Raw genomic sequence first — 21993 nt, 5'->3', positions numbered from 1 at the left:
TCCCGACCTCGGCCGGCCTGAGCGGGATCAGTCGCGGTTGGGCCGCAGCTTCTCCACCTCGGCGTCGGAGGGCAGCACGCTCGCCCCGTCGACATAGACGGGATCGAGCATCACGCCCTTGCCGTCCTTCTGCCCGAGCGTGCCGACGAAGGCGCCCATGGTGGCCTGATGGTCGCTGGCGCGGTAGGTGAACGGGCCGAACGGGCCGGAGACGGCCAGCCCCTTGAAGGCCTCGACCAGCTTCTCGGTGTCCGGGCCGCCGGCCTTCTTCAATCCCTCGGCGAGCGAGATGATGGAGGTGTAGCCGACGATCGAGCCGAGGCGCGGCGGCTCGCCATACTTCTTCTGGTAGGCGTCGAGGAAGGCTTTGTGCTCGGGCGTGTCGATGGCGTACCAGGGATAGCCGGTGACGACCCAGCCCTGCGGCGCCTCGTCCTTCATCGGGTCGAGATATTCCGGCTCGCCGGACAGCAGGCTGACGACGAAGGTGCCGTCCAGCGTGCCGCGGCTGTTGGCCTCGCGCACGAATTTGGCAAGGTCGGCGGCGAACAGCACGTTGAATACCGCGTCGGGCTTGGCGTCGGCCAGCGCCTGCGCCACCGCGCCGGCGTCGAGCTTGCCGAGCGGGGTCGCCTGCTCGGCGACGAACTCGACGTCGGGCTGCGCCGCCTTCAGCAGGGTCTTGAAGGTGGCGGCGGCCGACTGGCCGTACTCGTAGTTGGGGTAGACCAGCGCCCAGCGCTTCTTGTTCGCCTTCACCGCATGCGGCATCAGCATCGCCACCTGCATGTAGGTGGAGGCGCGCAGGCGGAAGGTGTAGCGATTGCCGTCCGCCCAGGTGATCTTGTCGGTGAGCGGCTCGGAGGCGAGGAAGAACACCTTGCGCTTGTCGGCGAAGCCGGCGACGGCGAGGCCGACATTCGACAGGAAGGTGCCGGTGAGCACGTCGACCTTTTCGCGGGTGACGAGGTCCTCGGCGACACGCACCGCGTCGCCGGGATTGCCGCCATCGTCGCGGGTGATCAGTTCGAGCGGACGCCCGTTGATGCCGCCGGCGGCGTTGACCTGCTCGACGGCGAGTTCCATCGCCTTGCGATAGGGCTCGAGGAAGGCCGGCTGCGCCTTGTAGCTGTTGAGCTCGCCGATGCGGATCGGCTCGGCGGCGCCGGCCGGCACCGTGGCGGCGACGCTCGCCAGCAGCAGGGCTGCGCCGGCGGCGAGTCGGGCGAGCAAGGGCGAGCGGTGGGCGGCGGATCGCATGCGAAGTCTCCGGGTCGGAGGGTGGGTCCGGCTGCCCGACAAATTAGTCGGTGGCGCCCGGCCGTCCACCCCATTGTCCGCCACGGCTTCCGTAAAGTGCTGCCGGAACGGAAAAATGTCAGGGGCCGACATCGACCTCCGGCTCCGGCAGCCGGCGCCGCCGCGAGACCAGCAGCGCGCCGCCGATGATCAGCCCGGCGCCGACCAGCGTGCCGAAGCCCGGCACTTCCCCGAAGGCGAAGAAGCCGATGGCGATGGCCCAGATGAAGGCGGTGTATTCGTACACGCCGAGCCGGCTGGCCTCCTCGCTGCGATAGGCGGAGGCGAGGCAGAGATGCCCACCGGTGCCGAGCGCGCCGATGGCCAGCATCAGCACCAGTTCGGTCCAGTCGGTCGTCGTCCAGGCCAGCAGGCCGAGCGGGGCGACCAGCAGCGCCGGAAACACGTTTTGCAACAGCACGATGGTGGCGAGCGGGTCACGCGAGGCCCGGCTCTTCAGCACCACCATGGAGAGCGCGTAGGTGACGGCGGAGATCAGCGCGGCGGCGACGCCGAGATGGCTGGTCGTGCTCGCATCGGCGGCGGTGATCTGATGCGACAGCACCACCAGAACGCCGATGAAGCCCAGCCCGATGGCGAGCAGCACCGAGCGGCCGGGCCGCTCGCCGAGAATCAGCCCGGCGAACAGCGCGATGAAGATCGGCGAGGTGAAGGACAGCGCCAGCACCACCGCCAGCGGCAGGGTGGCGAGCGCGTAGAAGAAGGTGAGGGCGGTGGCGATCACCACCACCGAGCGCCAGGCATGCGGGCGCAGCGTCGCGCGGTCGGGCCTCGGCGTGCGCAGCGCCGCGAACACCAGGAACGCCATGGCGCCGCCGGCGAGGTAGCGCATCAGCGCCACCTGCGGCGTCGAATGGGTTTCGGCGACGAACTTGATCACCCCGTCCATGACGGACAGCAGGAAGATGCCGGCGATCGCCAGCACGGCGGGGCCGGGAGAGGCGAGGGCGGGGCGGTGGGCGCGTCCGGCGGCCGGACCGCTGACGGGGCGGGTCATGTCGAGGCTCACGCGGCGGGACGCTCCGCCGAGGCGCGCCGGCACGGAAACGCGCTCCGGTCGGCGAAGGATCGTCGCATGCCGGCGGGACGAATCGGGCCGGCGCGGGCCGCGCGCGGCCTCGCCGCGGTGATTTAGAGTATTCGCGGGGAAAGGTGAACGGCTTCGTTGTCGGCGGGCCCGTCAGCGATTGGTCGGTCACACGCCGGCGAAAGGCAGGCGGTAGGGATATTCCGAGGTATCCGAGAGGTCGCCGAGGGCCCGCGCACCGGGCAGGCGCTCGAAGCCGAGGCTCTCATAGAAGCGGTGGGCGTCGAGGAAGCGCGTGTCGGTCCACAGGCGCAGTTCTTGAGCGTCCTGCGCGCCGGCAAAGGCGATGGCGTGGTTCATCAGCGCGCGGGCGACGCCGCGGCGGCGGGCGGCGCGGGCGACATAGACCTTGGTGATCTCCAGCGTGCCGGCGGGCACGCCCTCCACCCGCATCGGCGCGACGGCGAGCGAGCCGATGATCGCCGCGCCGTCGGCCGCCACCCAGATGATGCCGCCGCGCGCCTCGAAATGGCTGGCGATGGCGTCGAGCTCGGGAAATTCGGCGGCGCGGTCGAAGACGCACCCCTCATATTCGGCGAAGGCGCCGGCGATCAGCGCGGCGATGGCGTCGCCATCACTGTCGAGCGCCGGGCGAATCAAGGGGGGATTCAATGGAATTCTCTCGCAGTGTGGCTCAGGTAACGTCGACGAGGCGAAGCGGGCGCACTATTGTGTTCTCCTGCTCCCTGCGTAAAGCCCATAGGCAGGGAAGATACCCCTTAATCTTGCGGCCGGGTTTGCCTGGTCGCTGGTCGTCCGACCGGCATCTGCCTGTCCCGGAGTGCTCGATGAAGCTGTCCCGTCGTTTCGTGCGTCTGTCCCTCATCGCCGCGGTGGCCGCTCTGGTCGCCGCCTGTGCCAGCAGCCCGCAGGCGCCGTCGCCGATCGAGCCGGCCATGCCGCGCTACACCTCGCCGATCACCGCCCAGCAGCTGGTCGGCAAGTGGGGCCTCGCCGCCTTCCATCGGCCGGAGGACGCCGCCCGCACCGAAGCGCAGGCCCGGCAGGGCTGCCGGCAGCCCTACGTGATCAGCGCCGGCTCGAATGGCGGCTTCATGATGTATCTCGCCGACCAGTCGACGCCGTCGGAGCTGGTGTCCAAGCAGGTGGCGCCGGGCCCGATCTATATCGGTCTGCCCGATGAGCCGCCGGGCTCGCAGGCCGACCGCGAAGTGGTGCGTTTCGACGGGCAGATGCTGGTGCTGAAGTGGCTCGACCCGGAAGTGCAGGGCCGCTACGGCACCATGGTCTATGTCCGCTGCCCCTGATCCGAATGTTCCGCGACTAACCGCGCATTAACCATGCGCGGTGAAAGCTGGGGGCCTGTGGAACGGTAGCGCCGGAGCCTTGGCATGCGATTGCAGACGTGTGTGGGGCGTCGGCCTCGGCGTAAAGAGCGGCGCGCCGCCGGGTTCCCGGTGGCGCTCGCGGTGGCCTCGGGGGCGGTTCTCGCCATCCTGGTCGCCGTGCTGACGACCCTGCTGGCGGCGGTGCCGGCGGCGGCGCAGGGCGCCGGCGGCTTCGGCGGCGGTCTCTACGGCATCGACGACGGCAATTACGCGGTGTTCTCCTCCCGCCCCGGGGTGGGCAGCGGCGACGCGGGCGGCATTCATTACGACGGCAGCGGCTCCTCGCCGGTCTACCAGAACGGCGGCGGCGGCCGGGGCGTCGATGCCGAGTACAACCGGCAGATCGTGCCCTATGTCTCGGCCGATCCGCCCGGCACAGTGATCGTCGATACCGGCGCGCGCTTCCTCTATCTCCTGCAGGGCGGCGGCCGCGCGGTCCGCTACGGCATCGGGGTGGGGCGCGAGGGCTTCGCCTGGAACGGCGCCGAGCGCATCAGCCGCAAGGCCGAGTGGCCGGCCTGGATCCCGCCGGCGGAGATGCACGCCCGTCGTCCCGGCCTGCCGGAGCGCATGGAAGGCGGCCCGGACAATCCGCTCGGCGCCCGCGCGCTCTATCTCGGCAACACGCTGTACCGCATCCACGGCACCAACGAGGCCGACAGCATCGGCCAGGCGGTCTCCTCCGGCTGCATCCGCATGCGCAACGACGATGTGATCGACCTCTACAACCGCGTGCGCATCGGCACGCTGGTGCGGGTGATCTGATCCCCGTACGATCCCGCCGGCACTTGTGCATGCGACACTTGCATGGCTCGCCGTCTGGTCGGGCGGGAACGGCTCGTTTATGGTCCCGCCGCGTTCCGGGTCGCACAGGGTTCGAGCCGGACGGAATCGCGAGGGCAGGATGACGGCAGGCAGCAGCGCGCAGGACGGGATTCCGCAGGACGCCGCCGAGCCGGTGCCGGGCGCTGGCCGTACCGATTCCGGCGCCGACACCCATTTCGGTTTCCGCACCGTGCCGCTTGGCGACAAGCAGCGCATGGTTGACGAGGTGTTCCATTCCGTCGCCCGCCGCTACGACGTGATGAACGACCTGATGTCCATGGGTCTGCACCGGGTCTGGAAGGATCTCCTGGTCTCGCGCATCCGCCCGCCGAAGAACGACCGGCCGTTCCGCCTTCTGGATGTCGCCGGCGGTACCGGCGACGTGTCGTTCCGCACCGTGGAGGCCGGCGGCGCCGGCACGCGCGCGGTGGTGGCCGACATCAATGGCGGCATGCTCGGCGTCGGCCGCGAGCGCGCCGCCAGCCTCGGGCACGCGGACAAGGTCGAGTTCGTCGAGGCCAATGCCGAGGAACTGCCCTTCCCGGACAAGTCGTTCGACGCCACCTCCATTGCCTTCGGCATCCGCAACGTGCCGCGCATGGACAAGGCGCTGTCCGAGATGCGCCGGGTGCTGAAGCCGGGCGGGCATTGCTTCGTGCTGGAGTTCTCCCGCGTCGACGTGCCCGGGCTCGACGCCATCTACGATACCTATTCCTTCAAGGCGATCCCGCCCATGGGGCGCCTGGTGACCGGCGATTCCGAGTCCTACCAGTATCTCGTCGAATCGATCCGCCGCTTCCCGGCGCCGGAGCTGTTCGCGCAGATGATGCGCGAGGCCGGGCTGAAGCGCGTCGGCTGGACCCCGCTGACGGGCGGCATCGTCTGCCTGCACAGCGGCGCGCGGATCTGAGCGCGCCGTGGCCACTTTCTTCGGAGACATGCTGCGGCTCGCCCGCGCCGGTTATGTGATGGCGCGCGAGGGCGTGCTTGCCCGCGTCGATCCCGACATATTGCCGCCCGGCACCGAGCCGCTGTTCCGCCTTGCCCGGCTGATCGAGCGCCGCGACGGCCGTTCCAGTGCCGCCGCGCTCGGCGCCGCGCTGTCGCGGCTCGGGCCTTCCTATGTGAAGCTCGGCCAGTTCCTGGCGACGCGGCCGGACGTGGTCGGGCCGGAGATGGCGCGCGACCTCGAAGTGCTGCAGGACCGCATGCCGGCCTTCCCGCAGGCGGTGGCGGAGGCGGCGATCGCCCGCACCCTCGACCGTCCGGTCGCGGCGCTCTACACGACGCTGGGGCCGCCCATCGCCGCCGCCTCCATCGCGCAGGTGCACCAGGGCGACACGCGCGAGGCCGAAGGCGCGTCGCGCCGGGTCGCGGTGAAGGTGCTGCGGCCGGACGTGCAGGCGCGCTTCCGCGCCGACCTCTCCTCCTTCTACCGGGCGGCGCGGATCGGCGAGAAGGCCTCGCCCGAAGGCCAGCGGCTGCGCCTCGTCGCCATCGTCGATACGCTCGCCCGTTCGGTGGCGATGGAGATGGACCTGCGGCTCGAGGCCGCCGCGCTCTCCGAGCTGGCGCAGAATACCGAGGCCGAGACCGATTTCCGCGTGCCGGCGGTCGACTGGGACCGCACCGGGCGGGAGGTGCTGACCACCGAGTGGATCGACGGCATCAAGCTGAACGACATGGAGGCGCTGCGCGCTGCCGGCCACGACCTGCCGGAGCTCGGGCGCATCCTGATGCAGTCCTTCCTGCGCCACGCGCTGCGCGACGGCTTCTTCCATGCCGACATGCATCCCGGCAACCTGTTCATCGATGCCGAGGGCCGGCTGGTGGCGGTGGATTGCGGCATCATGGGCCGACTCGGGGTGAAGGAGCGGCGTTTCCTCGCCGAGATCCTCTACGGCTTCATCACCCGCAACTGGATCCGCACCGCCGAGGTGCATTTCGAGGCCGGCTATGTGCCGATGCATCATTCGGTGGAGGATTTCGCGCAGGCGATCCGCGCCATCGGCGAGCCGATCCATTCGCGCAGCGCCAGCGAGATCTCCATGGCGAAGCTGCTGACCCTGCTGTTCGAGGTCACCGCGCTGTTCGACATGAAGACGCGGCCCGAACTGCTGCTGCTCCAGAAGACCATGGTGGTGGTGGAGGGGGTGGCGCGCACCCTCGATCCGCAGCTCAACATGTGGCGGACCGCCGAGCCGGTGGTGCGCACATGGATCGAGCGCAATCTCGGCCCGGCCGGCAAGCTGGAGGAGGCGGCGCATGGCCTTCAGGCGGTAGGGCGCGGGCTGCAGGCGCTGCCGGACCTGATCGCCCAGGGCCAGCGCATCGCCAGCCAGCTCGACCGCGCGACGCGCGACGGGCTCGCGCTGGCGCCGGAGACCGTGGAGGCGATCGGCCGGGCGGAAGGGCGCGGCAATCGCGGGCTTACCTGGGCGCTGTGGGTGATCGTCGCGCTGTTGGCGGCGCATCTGATTTTCTGAGGCGCCCGGCTCTGTTACGACTGCCGCCGGGAAACGGTGAAGCGCATGCTCGCAGGCAAGACGGTCCTTCTCATCATCGGCGGTGGCATCGCCGCCTATAAGAGCCTCGATCTCATCCGCCGGCTGAAGGAGCGCGGCGCGCGGGTGCGCGTCGTGATGACCGAGGCGGCGCAGAAATTCGTCACCCCGCTCGCCGCCGGGGCGCTGTCGCACGAGCCGGTGTTCACCGAGCTGTTCGACCGCGCCGCCGAGCAGGATATCGGCCATATCCGCCTCGCCCGCGAGGCCGATCTCGTCATCGTCGCGCCGGCCACCGCCGACCGCATGGCCAGGATGGTCGCCGGCATTGCCGACGACCTCGCCGGTGCGGTGCTGTTGGCTGCGCGGGTGCCGGTGCTCGTCGCCCCAGCGATGAACCCGGCCATGTGGACGCATCCGGCGACCGCCCGCAACGTCGCGGTGCTGACCGGCGACGGCGTCGCCTTCGTCGGTCCGAAGGCGGGGGCGATGGCGGAGCGCGGCGAGGAAGGCATCGGCCGCATGGCCGAGCCGACGGAGATCGCCGCCGCTGCCGAAGCCCTGCTGGCGGCCGGTAGCGCGCTGGCCGGGCGGCATGTGCTCGTTACCTCCGGGCCGACGCATGAGCCGATCGATCCGGTGCGCTACATCGCCAATCGCTCCTCCGGCAAGCAGGGCCATGCCATTGCCGCCGCCGCCGCTGCCGCCGGGGCACGGGTGACGCTGGTCTGCGGGCCGGTGAACCTGCCGGACCCGGCGGGCGTCGCGGTGCGACGCGTCGAGACCGCGCGCGAAATGCTGGCAGCGGTGGAAGCCGCGCTTCCTGCCGATGCGGCGATCTTCGCCGCCGCGGTGGCCGACTGGCGGGTGGCGAGCCAGGCCGGGCAAAAGCTGAAGAAGGACGGCAACGCCATCCCGCCGCTGATGCTGACGGAGAATCCCGACATCCTCGCCGGCATCGCCCGGCGCGGCGCCGGGCGTCCGCGTCTGGTCATCGGCTTCGCGGCGGAGACGCAGAACGTCATCGAGCACGCCACGGCCAAGCTCGCCCGCAAGGGCTGCGACTGGATCGTCGCCAACGATGTGTCGCAGGAGAGCGGCATTGCCGGCGGCGTGATGGGTGGCGACCGCAACGAGGTGCATCTCGTCAGCGCCGCCGGTGTCGAACACTGGCCAGCCGCGTCCAAGGCGGAGGTCGGCCACCGCCTGATCGCCCGCATCGCCGAGGCGCTGGCCCCGCAGGAGAACTGATCGTGAGTCTTGCCGTTCCCGTCCAGCGCCTGCCGCATGGCGAGGGCCTTCCGCTGCCGAGCTATGCGACCGAAGGCGCCGCCGGGCTGGATCTCATCGCCGCCGTGCCGGCCGGTGAGCCGCTGGTGCTCGCCCCGCTGGCCCGTGCCGCGGTGCCGACCGGCCTCTGCCTTGCCTTGCCGGTGGGGCACGAGGCGCAGGTGCGCCCGCGCTCCGGCCTGGCGCTGAAGAACGGCGTGACCGTGCTCAACGCGCCCGGCACCGTCGATTCGGATTATCGCGGCGAGGTGAAGGTGCTGCTGGTCAATCTCGGGGCGGAGCCGTTCACCATCGAGCGCGGCATGCGCATCGCCCAGATGGTCGTCGCCCCGGTCGCGCGCGTGACTCTCGAAGAATCTCGTGATTTAGAAAAAACAACGCGAGGGAATGGTGGATTTGGCTCCACGGGGCTCGACGCCGGGCAAATATCGCGCTAGCCAATGAGCCATGCCGCGTCTGTCCGATAAAAGCCTGCTGGCCATCGCCGCCGTTGTCGACGTCGCCCTCTATGCGCGGGGCACGCCGGTGGCGGCCAAGGCGCTGGCAGCGCGCCACGAATTGCCGCCGCGCCATCTGGAGCCGGTGCTGCAGTCGCTGGTGCATGCGGGGGTGCTGAAGGGCGTACGCGGTCCGCGCGGCGGCTATGAACTCGCGCGCGAGCGGCGGCGCATCACCGTCGCCGAGATCGTGCGGGTGGTGGAGGCCGAGGCCGGCGACGCGCTCGACAGCCTGCCCACCATCGTGCGCGATGTCATCCAGCCGGCGGTCGGCGAAGCCGAGCGCACCTTCGAGGCGGCGCTGGACGCGGTGACGGTCGAGGATCTGTGTCGCAGCTCGGCACAGAAGGAAGACCGCCGCTCGATGCCGGAAGGCATAGATTTCACGATTTAGTTTCGTGATATTTCACTTTCTCGACAGTATTACGTGAATATGCTAGGCCTCGGGTAACGCTGGCGGACAAGGCATCCGCCGCGACCACGCTCTATGCGACCACGTCCTATCGGAGGCATCCATGGCCGAGCCCGCCCTCGCTCCCGCCAACCCGCCGGCCGTCGCCGGTTCTTCCGCCGCGAAGCCCGGCCGCGGCCGCGTCTATTCCTCGATCACCGAGACGGTCGGCGACACGCCGCTGGTCGAGCTGCGTCGCCTGCCGGCGCAGCGGGGCGTGAAGGCGCGCATCCTCGCCAAGCTCGAATTCTTCAACCCGCTCGCCAGCGTCAAGGACCGCATCGGCCTTTCGATGATCGAGGCGATGGAAGAGGCCGGCGTGCTGAAGCCCGGCACCGTGCTGGTGGAGCCGACCTCCGGCAATACCGGCATCGCGCTCGCCTTCGTGGCGGCGTCGCATGGCTACAAGCTGATGCTGGTGATGCCGGAATCGATGTCGGTGGAGCGGCGCAAGATGCTGGCCCTGCTCGGCGCCGAACTGGTGCTGACCCCGGCGGCGCAGGGCATGCGCGGCGCGGTGGCCAAGGCCGAGGAACTGGTGAAGGACCTGCCGGACGCCATCATCCCGCAGCAGTTCCGCAATCCGGCCAATCCGGAGGCGCACCGGCGCTACACCGCCGAGGAAATCTGGAACGACACCGATGGCGCGGTGGACGTGGTGGTGTCGGGTGTCGGCACCGGCGGCACCATCACCGGCATCGGCCAGGTGCTGAAGCCCCGCAAGCCGAGCCTGCGCATGGTGGCGGTGGAGCCGGAGGATTCTCCGGTGTTGTCCGGCGGCCAGCCCGGTCCGCACAAGATCCAGGGCATCGGCGCCGGCTTCATTCCCGAAGTGCTCGACCGCTCGGTGATCGACGAGGTGGTGACGGTCGGCAACCAGACCGCCTTCGAGACCGCGCGTGCGGTGGCGCGGCTGGACGGCATCCCGGTCGGCATCTCCTCCGGCGCGGCGATCGCGGCGGCGCTGGAGATCGGCGCCCGGCCGGACATGGCGGGAAAGACCATCGTGGTCATCATCCCGTCCTTCGCGGAACGCTACCTTTCCACCGCCCTGTTCGAAGGGCTGTGAACCGTCCTCTCCTCGGCCATTCCAGAGCGAGTCCGGCTTCGCTACAGTCGCACTGATTCGGCATGTTCGGCGTGGTCTGATCCACGCCGAACCGATACGGGGCTGAGCGGCGGGACAAGGGGGACGGGCGCGGATGGCGCAACCGGCCGGCAACGGCGGTGCAGACGGATGGGCGCGGACCTTCACGGGGCGCGCCGCCGCCGGTATTCGCTCCCGTAGACGGCTCGGCCTGCTCCGCACCACTGCGCTGGTCGCGTCCATGGTCGGCACGGCGCCGGCCCGTGCCGCGGACGTTCTGGGCGGCGCGGCGCGCAGCATCGCCGCGCTCGATCCGGGCACGCTGGTCGGCCTGTCTCTGGCGCTCGGCCTGCTCGCTTTCGCCACTACCACCGCCATCGTGCATGTGCGCTTCCGCCGCGCCGCCCGCGCGCGCGAGGAGCATGCCTTCGCCGAGATTTCGCGGCTGGAAGCGCAGATCGAGGAAGGCCGCGCGCTGCTGATGGCCGAGCCGCAGATCGTCGTGGTCTGGCGCGATCCCACCGGCGATCCCGAAATCATCGGCAACACGCCGGCCTTTACCGGGGTCGCCGCGCCGGGGCGGATCCTCGCCTTCGGCAGCTGGCTCTCCGCTCCCTCGGCGCGCGAGATCGACGCGGCGGTGGACCTGTTGCGGGCCCGCGGCACGCCGCTCGCCCTCTCGCTGGTCAGCCAGGACGGGCGCTATGTCGAGGCCGACGGCCGGCCGGTCGGCTCGGCCGTGGTGCTGCGGCTGCGCGACATCACCGGGGTGCGGCGCGACCATGCCCGGCTCGCCGAGGCACACGCGCTGCTGGAAAACCAGACCCGGGCGCTGCGCAATCTCGTCGACGCCATTCCCGCCCCCACCTGGCTCGCCGATGGCGGGGGGCGGCTCGCCTATGCCAATGCCGCCTATGTGCATGCCGTCGAGGCGCGCGACCTCAAGGACGCGCTCGGCCGCGACCTCGCTCTGCTCGACGCCGCCGGCCGGCGGCAGGCGCTGGTCGCGCTCGCCGAGGCCGGCGCCTTCCGAGCCCGGCTGCCGGTGGTGATGGCCGGCAGCCGTCGCCTCGTCGACGTCCGGGAGAGCTCGGTGGCCGATGGCACCGCCGGCATCGCCCTCGACGCCACCGAGGAGGAGCGGCTGCGCGCCGAGCTCGCCCACGCGCTGGGCGCGCATCGGCGCACCCTCGACCAGCTGTCTACCGCCGTCGCCATTTTCGGCGAGGACCAGCGGCTGATCTTCCACAATGCCGCCTATGCGACGCTGTTCGACCTCGCGCCTGCCTTCCTCGACGACCGGCCGAGCGACGTCGCGGTGCTGGACCGGCTGCGCGCCGCGCGCCGCCTGCCGGAGCAGGCGGATTTCCGTGCCTGGCGCGCCGAATTGCACGAGGCCTATCGCAGCATAGAGCCGCGTGAGCATTGGTGGCACCTGCCGGGCGGGCGCACGCTGCGCGTGGTCACCGCGCCCAATCCCGAGGGCGGTGTCACCTATCTGTTCGACGAGGTGACCGAACGCCTCGCTCTGGAAAGCCGCTTCAACGCGCTCACCCGCATCCAGAGCGAGACGCTCGACGCGCTCGCCGAGGCGGTGGCGGTGTTCGGCAGCGACGGGCGTCTCGGCCTTTCCAACAGCGCCTTCCGCCACATGTGGCGGCTGGAGGCCGGGCAGCTCGCCGGCCGGCCGCATATCGACGCGGTGGTCGACGCCTGCCGTGGGCTCTTTGCCGATGAGGCGGCATGGGGGCGGCTGCGCGCGACAGTCACCGGCATCGAAGCGCGGATTCCCGCCGCCTTCCGCATGGAGCGGGCCGACGGCCTGATCCTCGACGGCTCGACCCAGCCGCTGCCGGATGGCGGCACGCTGGTGACGCTGCGCGACGTCACCGACAGCGTGCATGTCGAGCGGGCGCTGGTCGACCGCAACGATGCGCTGGTTGCCGCCGACCACCTCAAGAGCACCTTCGTCAGCCATGTCTCCTATGAGCTGCGCTCGCCGCTGACCACCATCATCGGCTTCGCGCAGCTGCTGGACGACACCGGCATCGGGCCGCTCAACGACCGCCAGCGCGCCTATGTGAACCACATCACCGAGAGCAGCGCGGCGCTGCTCGCCATCATCAACGACATTCTCGACCTCGCCACCATCGACGCCGGGGCGATGACGCTCGACCTCGCCGAGGTCGATGTGCGCGCGGCGATGGAGGCCGCCGCCGAGGGCGTGCGCGACCGGCTGGTCGAGGGCAGCCTCACCCTTGCCATCGAGGCGCCGGCGAGTGCCGGCAGCTTCCGCGCCGATGCCAAGCGGGTGCGGCAGGTGCTGTATAATCTGTTGTCCAACGCGGTCGGGTTCGCGCCGGCCGGCTCGACGGTGCGGCTGTCGGCCGATCGGCGCGGCGGCGAGGTGATCTTCCAGGTGCGCGACCAGGGGCCGGGCATCCCGCCGGAGATCGGCGCCCGGCTGTTCGACCGCTTCGAGAGCCACACCTCCGGCTCGCGCCATCGCGGGGTCGGGCTCGGCCTGTCCATCGTCCGCTCGCTGATCGCCCTGCATGGCGGCTCGATCCAGATCGGCCCGGCGCCGGGCGGCGGCACGCTGGTCACCTGCCGCTTCCCGCTCGACAGCGGCACGGCGCAGGTGGCGGCGGAATAGGACGGAAAGGGCGATGAAGGAGGGGCAGATCGGAGTGGGTCAGGCCGTGGGAACGCAAGCTGCCGGGACTCCCGTGCATTGGAGCGTGGTGCTGCCGGACGAGCACGCGACCGGCCGGCTCGCCATGGACCTCGCCTTCGCGCTGGTGCCGGGCGATCTCGTCGCCCTTGAAGGCGATCTGGGCGCGGGCAAGTCGACGCTGGCGCGGGCGCTGATCCGCGCGCTCGCCGACGATCTCGACCTCGAAGTGCCGAGCCCCACCTTCAATCTCGTGCAGACCTACGACCTGCCGCGCCACCGCGTGGTGCATGCCGATTTCTACCGGCTGGGCGACCCGTCCGAGCTCGAGGAGATCGGCTGGGACGAAATGGCCGACGGTGCCATCGCGCTGGTCGAGTGGCCGGAGCAGGCGCCCGCGGTATTGGCGGTGCCGAACCGGCTCGACGTGCACATCGCCATGGCGCCGGAGGCGGGCGATACCACCCGCCGCGTCCGGCTGATGGCCTATGGCCGGGTCGCCGACGCGCTGCGCCGCATGAAGTCGATCCGCTCGCTGATCGATCTCGCCGGCTTCGGTCCTGCCCGCCGCAAGCATCTGCAGGGCGATGCCTCCAGCCGCTCCTATGAGCGGCTGGTCGGCAAGGCGCGCGGCGCCGTCCTGATGAACGCGCCGCGCCGGCCGGACGGTCCGCCGGTGCAGGGCGGTAAGCCCTACAGCCAGATCGCCCATCTCGCCGAGGACGTGAAGCCCTTCGTCGCCATGGCGCGCGGCCTTTCGGCGCGCGGCTTCTCGGCGCCGACCATCTATGCCGCCGATCTCGCCAGCGGCCTTCTGGTCATCGAGGATCTCGGCGATGCCGGCGTGGTGGCGGGGATTCCGCCGGCGCCGGTCGCCGAGCGCTACGAGGCGGCGACCGACGTGCTCGCCGCGCTGCACGGCATGGAACTGCCCTCGACGCTGACGGTGTCGCCCGACCACGACCATGCATTGCCGGCTTACGACCTGCCGGCGCTGCTGATCGAGGTCGAGCTGCTGCTCGACTGGTATATCCCCCATCGCGGCGGCGCCAAGGTGAGCGACGCGCTGCGCGCCGAGTTCCGCGGCCTGTGGACGGCGGCGCTGGCCTCGTCGCTGGCGCAGAAGCCGACCTGGGTGCTGCGCGACTATCATTCGCCGAACCTGATCTGGCTGCCCGAGCGGCAGGGACTGGCCCGCGTCGGGCTGATCGATTTCCAGGACGCGGTGATGGGGCCGCCGGCCTATGATCTCGTCTCGCTGGCGCAGGATGCCCGCGTCGACGTGTCGGAGGAGCTGGAGCTGCAGCTGCTCGGCCGCTACATCCGCGACCGGCGGGTGGAGGAGGATTTCGATATCCGCGCCTTCGCCGCCTCCTATGCGGTGATGGGCGCGCAGCGGGCGACCAAGATTCTCGGCATCTTCGCCCGGCTCGACAAGCGCGACGGCAAGCCGCAATACCTTCGCCACATCCCGCGGATATGGAGCTATCTCCAGCGCGGGCTCGCCTTCACCGAGCTGGCGCCGCTGAAGGCGTGGTTCGACCGGCACGTTCCCGCGCCGGGCCAGCCTGCCGGCCAACCCGTCGCCCAACCTTCCGAGCAGCCGCAGACGACATGAGCCCGATCCGTAACGCCATGGTGCTCGCCGCCGGTCTCGGCACCCGCATGCGCCCGCTCACCGACGACCGGCCGAAGCCGATGGTGGACGTCGCCGGCAAGCCGCTGGTCGATCACGTGCTCGACCGGCTGGCCGATGCCGGCATCGGGACGGCGGTGGTCAATCTCCACTATTTCGCCGACCTGCTGGAAGGGCACCTCGCCGGCCGCACCCGGCCGCAGGTGGTGTTCTCCGACGAGCGCGGCCAATTGCTCGACACCGGCGGCGGCATCGTCAAGGCGCTGCCGCTGCTCGGCGACGGGCCGTTCGTCTCGATCAATTCCGACACCATCTGGATCGAGGGCATCCGCCCCAATCTGCCGAGCCTGATCGCCGATTTCGATCCCGAGAAGATGGATGCGCTCCTGCTGCTCGCCGCCTCGACCGGCTCGGTCGGCTATGACGGGCGCGGCGATTTCTCCATGGATGGCGACGGCCGGCTCACCTTGCGCGGCGAGCGCCTCGTGGCGCCCTTCGTCTATGCCGGGGCGGCGGTGCTGTCGCCGGGGCTGTTCGCCGGCGCGCCGGAGGGACCGTTCTCGCTGGTGAAGCTGTTCGCCCGCGCCGCAGAAGCCGGCCGGCTGTTCGGTCTGCGCCTCGAGGGCGTGTGGATGCATGTCGGCACGCCGGAAGCGATCAGCGAGGCGGAGCAGGCCATCAGCCTGTCGACCGAGTAGCCGGGCGTTTGCCCGGCGCATCCTCTACACTCAGCCGAGGCACGATTCGACAGGCCGGAGCATGCCCGCGTCGCAGACGTCGTTCGAATTCGCGGAGACGGTAGGTGAGGGCCGCGCCGGGTCGGTGCGCCCGTCGCCGCGCGTCTTCACCATTCCCTCTTCCGCGCCGTTCCTGCCGGTGCTGGCCGAGGCGCTGCTCGGCGGCGGGCTGGTGCCCGGCTTCGCGCCGCTGGGCGATCCGCTGGCACTGGCCTCCGCCACCATCTACCTGCCGACCCGCCGCGCCGGCCGCCTCTTCGCCGAGGAGCTGCGCCGGCGCATGGGCGGCACCACGCTGCTGCCGAAGATCGTCCCGGTCGGCGACGTCGACGAGGACGCGCTGATCTTCTCGGAGGAGAGCGCCGGCCCGCCCAAAGCGGTCGCCCCGACCACGCGGCGGCTGGCGCTGGCCAGCCTGGTCGGCAAATGGCGGGCGGCGCTCCGCGACGGGGACGGGCGCAGCGCGGTGGCTGCGGGTCCCGGTGCCGGCCTCGCGCTGGCCGACGCGCTGGCCGGGCTGATCGACGAGATGGGCGCGCAGCAGGTGCCGTGGTCGCGGCTCGACGATCTCGTGCCCGGCGAGCACGACCGCTATTGGGACATGGCGCTCGACTTCCTCAAGATCGCCCGCGAGGTGTGGCCGAACCTGCGGGGCGAGGAGGTCGATGCCGCGGTGCGCCGTGACCGGCTGATCGATGCCGAGGCGGCCCGGCTGGCGGGGCTTGGCGAGGCGGCACCGCCGGTGATTGCCGCCGGTTCCACCGGTTCGATGCCGGCGACCGCGCGGCTGCTCGACGCCGTCGCCCGGCTGCCGCGTGGGGCGCTGGTGCTACCCGGCCTCGACCTGCACATGGCGGAGGTCGACTGGCGGTCGCTGACGCAGGAGCCCAGCCCGGCGCCGAGCCACCCGCAATATGGTCTGGCGCGGCTGCTCGGCGGCATGCATGTGCGTCGCGCGGAGGTAGTTAAGCTCGCCGAACCGGCCGCGCACCGCCGCGACACCCTCCTGTCGGAAGCGCTGCTGCCGGCCGAGGCGACGCCGGGCTGGGCTCGCCTCGCCGAGCGCCTGCCGGAGGCGGCGCGCACGGCGGCGCTCGCCGAGGTGACGCTGATCGAGGCGGACGACGCGCGCGAGGAGGCGCTCGCCATCGCGCTGGTGCTGCGCGAGGCGCTGGAAGAGGAGAGCCGCACGGCGGCGCTGATCACCCCGGACCGCGACCTCGCCCGCCGCGTCGCCGCCGAGCTGCTGCGCTTCGGCATCGCCATCGACGATTCCGCCGGCGAGCCGCTGTCGGAAAGCGGGGCCGGCCGCCTGTCGCGGCTGGTCGCCGATGCGGCGGCGGAACGGCTGGCGCCGCTGCCGCTCGCCGCGCTGCTGCGGCATGCCTCGTCGCGTTTCGGGCTCGACCACGCCCCGCTCGGCCGGGCCACCGACGCGCTGGAACTGACGGTGCTGCGCGGCCCGCGCCCCGCGCCCGGCGCCGAGGGGCTCACCGCGGCGGTCGCTGCCTTCCGGCCGGCGGACTGGCATCGCGACGATCCGCGTCGCGGCGTCACCGACGACCAGCGCGAGCGGGCGGCCGATCTCGCCCGGCGGATCGGCGAGGCACTGACGCCGCTCGCCGGCCTCGGGGCGGGCCTGCACGCCTTCGCCGATCTCGTCGCCGCCCATCGCACGGCGGTGGCGGCGGTGCTGGCCGGGGAGGGCGACGCCCCGGCGGAGATCGCGTCCGACGAGACCGCGCTGGCGACCGCTTTCGACGAGCTCGCCGCCGGCGCGCCGCTCGCCCCGGCGATGAGCCTTGCCGACTATGCGGCGGCGCTGCCGCATCTACTCGCCGACACGCCGGTGCGTCCGCCGCTCGACGCCGGGGCGCGGCTGCGCATCTATGGCCCGCTGGAGGCTCGTCTCGTCGATGTCGACCGGGTGGTGCTGGCCAGCCTGGTCGAGGATGTCTGGCCGGCCATGATGCGGCCGGATCCGTGGCTGAGCCGGCCGATGCGCGCCGCGCTCGGCCTCGACGTGCCGGAGCGGCGCATCGGCCTCGCCGCGCATGATTTCGCGCAGGCCTGCGGCGCGCCGGAGCTGGTGCTGAGCTATCCACGCAAGCTCGGCGGCGCCCCGACCGTGCCCTCGCGCTTCCTCCAGCGACTGGCGGCGGTGAGCGGGCGCGCGGCCTGGAACGCCGCGCGCGCGCGCGGCGACCGCTGGCGTCGGGTGGCCGGCGCGCTCGATGTCGAGCCGGCGAAGGAGCGCATCCGGCGGCCGGCGCCGACCCCGCCGGCCGCGCTGCGCCCGACCCGGCTCAGCGTCACCGAGATCGAAACCTTCCTGCGCGATCCCTATGCGATCTACGCCCGCCATGTGCTTGGGCTGCGGCCGCTCGATCCGCTCGATGCCCCGCCCGGCGCCGGCGAGCGCGGCACGGCGATCCATGAGGCGCTGGGCGAGTTCGCCAAGGCCTGTCCCGAGGCGCTGCCGGCGGATGCGGCGTCGCGGCTCGCCGGCTTCGGCCGGGAGGCGTTCGCGCCGCTCGCGGCCTTCCCGGCCGAGCACGCGCTGTGGTGGGCGCGGTTCGAGAAGCTGGTCCCGCTCTATCTCGCCTGGGAGCGCGGCCGCCGCGCCGGGCTTGGCCGGGTGATCGCCGAGACCGGCGGGCATCTCCTGATCGAGGGCACGCGCGGGCCGTTCCGGCTCAACGCCTATGCCGACCGCATCGAGCAGCGCCGCGGCGGTGGCCTCGCCATTCTCGACTTCAAGACCGGGGCGGTGCCGACGGCGAAGCAGACCCGCGCCAACTACTCGCCGCAGCTGCCGCTGGAGGCCGCGATCGCCGCGCGCGGCGGCTTTGCCGGCGTGCCGGGCGAGGAGGCGGTGGAACTCGTCTATGTGAAGCTCGGTACCGCCGAGCTGAAGGAGATTTCCGCCGTCGACAAGGACGCGACCGCCCTCGGACTGGCTGAGGACGCGCTGGAGCGGGTGACGACGCTAGTGCGCGCCTTCGAGAACCCCGCCCAGCCCTATGTCGCGCTGCGTCGCACGCAGTTTCGCGGCCGGTCCGGCCCCTATGATCATCTGGCGCGGGTGCGCGAATGGTCGGTGGGCGAGGAGGAGGGCGAATGAGCGCGCCACCGGTTGCCTCCGCCGCGCTCGGTGCCGCCACGGCGTTGCAGACGCAGGCCTCCGATCCCGGGCTGTCGGTGTGGGTATCGGCCAATGCCGGCGCCGGCAAGACGCATGTGCTGGCGCGGCGGGTGATCCGCCTGCTGCTGCGCGGCGTGCCGCCGGGCCGCATCCTCTGCCTCACCTACACCAAGGCCGCCGCCGCCAACATGGCGAACCGGGTGCTGTCGATCCTGCGCGACTGGGCGGTGATGGAGGATGGCGCGCTCGACAGGGCGATCGTCGCCACCGATGGCGGCGATCCGGCGCCACTGCGGGCGCGCGCCCGCTCGCTGTTCGCGCTGGCGCTGGAAACGCCGGGCGGGCTGAAGATCCAGACCATCCACGCCTTCTGTGGCCATCTGCTGCGTGCCTTCCCCTTCGAGGCCGGTGTCCCGGCCGGCTTCCGCTCGCTGGAGGATGCGCAGCGGCTGGAATTGCTCGCTCTGGTGCGGGCGCGCATCGTGCAGCAGGCGGCCGGCGGGCCGGATACCGAGCTCGGCCGGGCCTTCGCATTGATCATCGGCGAGCTCGCCGATTCCGGCCTCGACGAGCTGCTTGCTGCGCTGCTCGACGCGCCCGACGCCTTGGAGGCCGGCGCGGCCGATCTCGCCCGCCTCGCCGGGCTCGACCCGGTCGAGCCGAGCGCGGCGATCGCCCGCCGCATCGTCGAGGACGCGCTGATCCCGCGCGGCGCCTGGCAGGGCATGGGCGAGGCGCTTCTCGCCGCCGGCGGCCACGCGGCGAAACGCGGCGCCGCGCTGCTCCATGCCGCGCAGGCGCCGGACGACGAGGCCGCCGACCGCTACGCGCAGGTATTCCTGAAGGACGATGGCGGCGCCTATGCCGACGCCTATCTCGGCAAGGCGGAGGTGCGCGCGGCCTTCCCGGCGCTCACCGCCGAACGCGACCGCATCGCGCGGCTCGGCCCGCGCCTCGCCGCCGCCCGCGCGGTGGAGAAGAGCCTCGCGGCGCTGGAACTCGGCCGCGCCGCCCGCGCGCTCTATGAGGCGGAGAAGGCCGCGCGCGGCATGCTGGACTTCGCCGACCTCGTCACCGCGGCGCGGCGGCTGCTCGGCTCCGGCGCCTCGGCCTGGGTGCACTACAAGCTCGACCGCGGCATCGACCATGTGCTGCTCGACGAGGCGCAGGACACCAGCCCGGAGCAATGGGAGGTGATCCAGCCGCTGGTGATGGAGTTCTTCGCCGGCGAGGGCGCGCGGGAGGAGGCGCCGGACGCGCCGCGCACTCTGTTCGTGGTCGGCGACGAGAAGCAGTCGATCTTCTCCTTCCAGGGCGCCGATCCCAGCCGTTTCGACGCCATGCGCGCCGAATTCGCCCGCCATGCGCCGGAAGGCGCCTTCGCGCATGTGAAGCTGCAGCACTCCTTCCGCTCGGCGCCGGGCATCCTCGCGGCGGTGGACGAGGTGTTCTCGCGCGCAGAGGCCTATCGCGGCCTCACGGCGGTGGCCGAGCGCACCGTGCATGTGCCGATCCACGCCCAGCTGCCGGCCCGCGTCGAGATCTGGGAGCCGGAGGCGCCGGGCGAGGCGGTGGAGGTGGACGCCTGGCAGCGCCCGCTCGACGCGCCGCGCCATGACGACCCGGTGAGCCGGCTCGCCGACAAGATTGCCGCCCACATCGCGGCGCTGATCTCGAACGGGGCGCCGGTGGAGGATCGCGGCGGTCCCCGCTCGGCGCGCGCCGGCGATTTCCTGGTGCTGGTGCGCCGGCGCGGCGCGCTGTTCGAGGCGGTGATCCGCGCCCTGAAGCAGGCCGGCGTCGCGGTGGCCGGCGCCGACCGGCTGGTCGTCGCCGAGCATATCGCGGTGATGGACCTGGTGGCGCTCGGTGAGGCCCTGCTGTCGCCGGACGACGAGTTGTCGCTCGCCAGTGCGCTGAAGAGCCCGCTATTCGGCTTCGACGATGACGACCTCATCGCGCTGCTGCCCGACCGCGCGGCGCGGCTGATCGACGAACTGGCCCGCCGCGCCGAGGAGAAGCCTCATTGGCGGGCGGCGGTGGAGCGGCTCGATCGCCTCAGGCCAGAGGCGGCGAGCCTGCGCCCCTTCGATTTCTACGCCCGTGTGCTCGGGCGCGAGCGCGGCCGGGCGCTGATGCTGGCGCGGCTCGGGCCGGAGGCGGCCGACGCGCTCGACGAGATGCTGGCCATCGCTCGCGCCTATGAGGGGGCCGAGGCGCCTTCGCTCGCCGGCTTCCTCGCCTTCCTGCGCGGCGGGCAGGCGCAGGCCAAGCGCGACATGGAGGCCGGGCGCGACCAGGTGCGGGTGATGACCGTGCACGGCGCCAAGGGGCTGGAGGCGCCCTATGTGCTGCTCGCCGACACCACTTCCGGGCCGCAGAAGAGCCCGCGCGGTGGCCTGCTGGTCGGGCGGCGGGGTGATGGCGGGCGCGCCTTCCTGGTCGCCCCGCGCAAGGGGGAGGATACGCCGGCCATGGGGCTGCTGCGCCAGCAGGCCGAAGCCGGGCTGATGGATGAATATCGCCGGCTGCTCTATGTCGCGCTCACCCGCGCCGAGAGCGCGCTGGTGCTGTGCGGCGCCGACGGCAAGCGCCGGCGTCCCGCCGATTGCTGGTACGACGTGGTGCGCGGCGCCTTGGAGGCGCAGGCCGTGCCGGTGCCGGCGGTCGGCTTCGAGGGTATGGTGTTGCGCTGGCGCGCGGCGCCCGAGCCGGAGCGGGCAGCTGCCGCGGTCGCGGTGGCGCCGCCGGACGATGCGGCGGCCGAGGCCGCATTGGCCCGCCGCCTCGCCTTGCCGGCGGCGACGGAGGCGGCGCGGTCACGGCTGCGGCCGTCGCAGGCCTCGCCGATCGCCACGCCGGAGCAGCGGGAGAACGTCGCGCGCGGCGCGCTACTGCATCGCCTTTTCGCCGCGCTGGCGCCGTTGCCGGCGGAGCAGCGTGCGAGCGCGGGACTTCGCCTGCTGGCGATTGCCGATGCTGGTGACGGCGAGACCCTGCTCGCCGAGGCGCTGGCGACGTTGGCCATGCCGGAGCTGGCGGCGCTGTTCGCTCCAGAGGGGCGCGCCGAAGTGGACATCGCCGGCACCCTTGCCGACGGCACGCTGGTGAGCGGGCGCATCGACCGGCTGGTGGTGCTGCCGGAGCGGGTGCTGGTCGCCGATTTCAAGACCGACCGCCGGGTGCCGGGTTCGCTTGCCGCCCTGCCTCGCGCCCATGTCGACCAGATCGCCGCCTATGCCGGGCTGCTGGCGCGGCTCTATCCCGGACGGCGGATCGAGCCGCTGCTCGTCTACACCGCCGGCCCGCGCGTCTGGGCGCTCGCCGAGGCGCGGCTGTGGACGGAAGGCGGGGGCCTCACGTCGGAGTGACGGCGCCTTGACGCGGGTGG

Annotated in this window: 16 protein-coding genes; 13 read left to right on the top strand and 3 right to left on the bottom strand. The window is 71.8% G+C overall.

Features of this window, described 5'->3' with window-relative positions; all coding sequences use genetic code 11:
- Window positions 1-27: 27 nt before the first annotated feature.
- The 3 genes from KHC28_RS14815 to KHC28_RS14805 all read right to left on the bottom strand — a co-directional run bounded on the left by KHC28_RS14815 (window position 28) and on the right by KHC28_RS14805 (window position 3019).
- Window positions 28-1260, bottom strand: a complete 1233-nt coding sequence (locus KHC28_RS14815; protein WP_214009136.1) for an ABC transporter substrate-binding protein — start codon at window positions 1258-1260, stop codon at window positions 28-30.
- A gap of 118 nt (window positions 1261-1378) precedes the next feature.
- Entirely contained in the window at window positions 1379-2317 is a 939-nt protein-coding gene (locus tag KHC28_RS14810) for a DMT family transporter (protein WP_214009135.1), read from the bottom strand.
- 198 nt (window positions 2318-2515) lie between these two features.
- A complete protein-coding gene (locus KHC28_RS14805) occupies window positions 2516-3019 on the bottom strand; it encodes a GNAT family N-acetyltransferase (protein ID WP_214009134.1) in 504 nt (167 codons plus the stop codon).
- A 176-nt stretch (window positions 3020-3195) separates the two neighbouring features.
- Between KHC28_RS14805 and KHC28_RS14800 the strand changes: the two genes are divergently transcribed.
- The 13 genes from KHC28_RS14800 (at window position 3196) to addA (ending at window position 21973) form a co-directional block, all read left to right on the top strand.
- Window positions 3196-3675, top strand: coding sequence for a hypothetical protein (locus KHC28_RS14800; RefSeq protein WP_214009133.1), 480 nt, complete (start codon window positions 3196-3198; stop codon window positions 3673-3675).
- 150 nt (window positions 3676-3825) lie between these two features.
- Window positions 3826-4521 (top strand): L,D-transpeptidase, encoded by a 696-nt coding sequence (locus KHC28_RS14795; RefSeq protein WP_312893205.1) that lies wholly within the window; start codon window positions 3826-3828, stop codon window positions 4519-4521.
- A gap of 139 nt (window positions 4522-4660) precedes the next feature.
- Window positions 4661-5491, top strand: a complete 831-nt coding sequence (gene ubiE / locus KHC28_RS14790) for a bifunctional demethylmenaquinone methyltransferase/2-methoxy-6-polyprenyl-1,4-benzoquinol methylase UbiE (RefSeq protein ID WP_214009131.1) — start codon at window positions 4661-4663, stop codon at window positions 5489-5491.
- Between the two features lie 28 nt (window positions 5492-5519).
- A complete protein-coding gene (gene ubiB / locus KHC28_RS14785) occupies window positions 5520-7067 on the top strand; it encodes a 2-polyprenylphenol 6-hydroxylase (RefSeq protein WP_214009221.1) in 1548 nt (515 codons plus the stop codon).
- Between the two features lie 45 nt (window positions 7068-7112).
- Window positions 7113-8336, top strand: a complete 1224-nt coding sequence (gene coaBC / locus KHC28_RS14780) for a bifunctional phosphopantothenoylcysteine decarboxylase/phosphopantothenate--cysteine ligase CoaBC (protein ID WP_214009130.1) — start codon at window positions 7113-7115, stop codon at window positions 8334-8336.
- Window positions 8337-8338: 2 nt separating this feature from the next.
- Window positions 8339-8812: a dUTP diphosphatase gene (gene dut, locus KHC28_RS14775; protein ID WP_376772701.1), complete on the top strand. Its 474-nt coding sequence runs from the start codon at window positions 8339-8341 to the stop codon at window positions 8810-8812.
- Between the two features lie 10 nt (window positions 8813-8822).
- Window positions 8823-9266, top strand: coding sequence for an RrF2 family transcriptional regulator (locus tag KHC28_RS14770; protein WP_214009129.1), 444 nt, complete (start codon window positions 8823-8825; stop codon window positions 9264-9266).
- A 121-nt stretch (window positions 9267-9387) separates the two neighbouring features.
- Window positions 9388-10392: a cysteine synthase A gene (gene cysK / locus KHC28_RS14765; protein ID WP_214009128.1), complete on the top strand. Its 1005-nt coding sequence runs from the start codon at window positions 9388-9390 to the stop codon at window positions 10390-10392.
- Between the two features lie 133 nt (window positions 10393-10525).
- On the top strand, window positions 10526-13066 hold the full coding sequence (locus KHC28_RS14760; RefSeq protein WP_214009127.1) for a sensor histidine kinase: 2541 nt from the start codon (window positions 10526-10528) through the stop codon (window positions 13064-13066).
- A gap of 13 nt (window positions 13067-13079) precedes the next feature.
- A complete protein-coding gene (gene tsaE, locus KHC28_RS14755) occupies window positions 13080-14702 on the top strand; it encodes a tRNA (adenosine(37)-N6)-threonylcarbamoyltransferase complex ATPase subunit type 1 TsaE (RefSeq protein WP_214009126.1) in 1623 nt (540 codons plus the stop codon).
- Window positions 14699-15418, top strand: coding sequence for a nucleotidyltransferase family protein (locus KHC28_RS14750; RefSeq protein WP_214009125.1), 720 nt, complete (start codon window positions 14699-14701; stop codon window positions 15416-15418). Before tsaE ends, KHC28_RS14750 begins: the two co-directional genes overlap by 4 nt.
- Before the next feature lie 61 nt (window positions 15419-15479).
- Window positions 15480-18581: a double-strand break repair protein AddB gene (addB, locus tag KHC28_RS14745; protein WP_214009124.1), complete on the top strand. Its 3102-nt coding sequence runs from the start codon at window positions 15480-15482 to the stop codon at window positions 18579-18581.
- Entirely contained in the window at window positions 18578-21973 is a 3396-nt protein-coding gene (gene addA, locus KHC28_RS14740; protein ID WP_214009123.1) for a double-strand break repair helicase AddA, read from the top strand. The genes addB and addA overlap by 4 nt, the downstream gene beginning before the upstream one ends.
- The last annotated feature ends 20 nt before the right edge of the window (window positions 21974-21993 follow it).

The sequence above is a fragment of the Ancylobacter sonchi genome (assembly GCF_018390695.1).
Classification (GTDB): Bacteria; Pseudomonadota; Alphaproteobacteria; order Rhizobiales; family Xanthobacteraceae; genus Ancylobacter; species Ancylobacter sonchi.
This window is presented reverse-complemented; position numbering and strand designations above follow the sequence as displayed.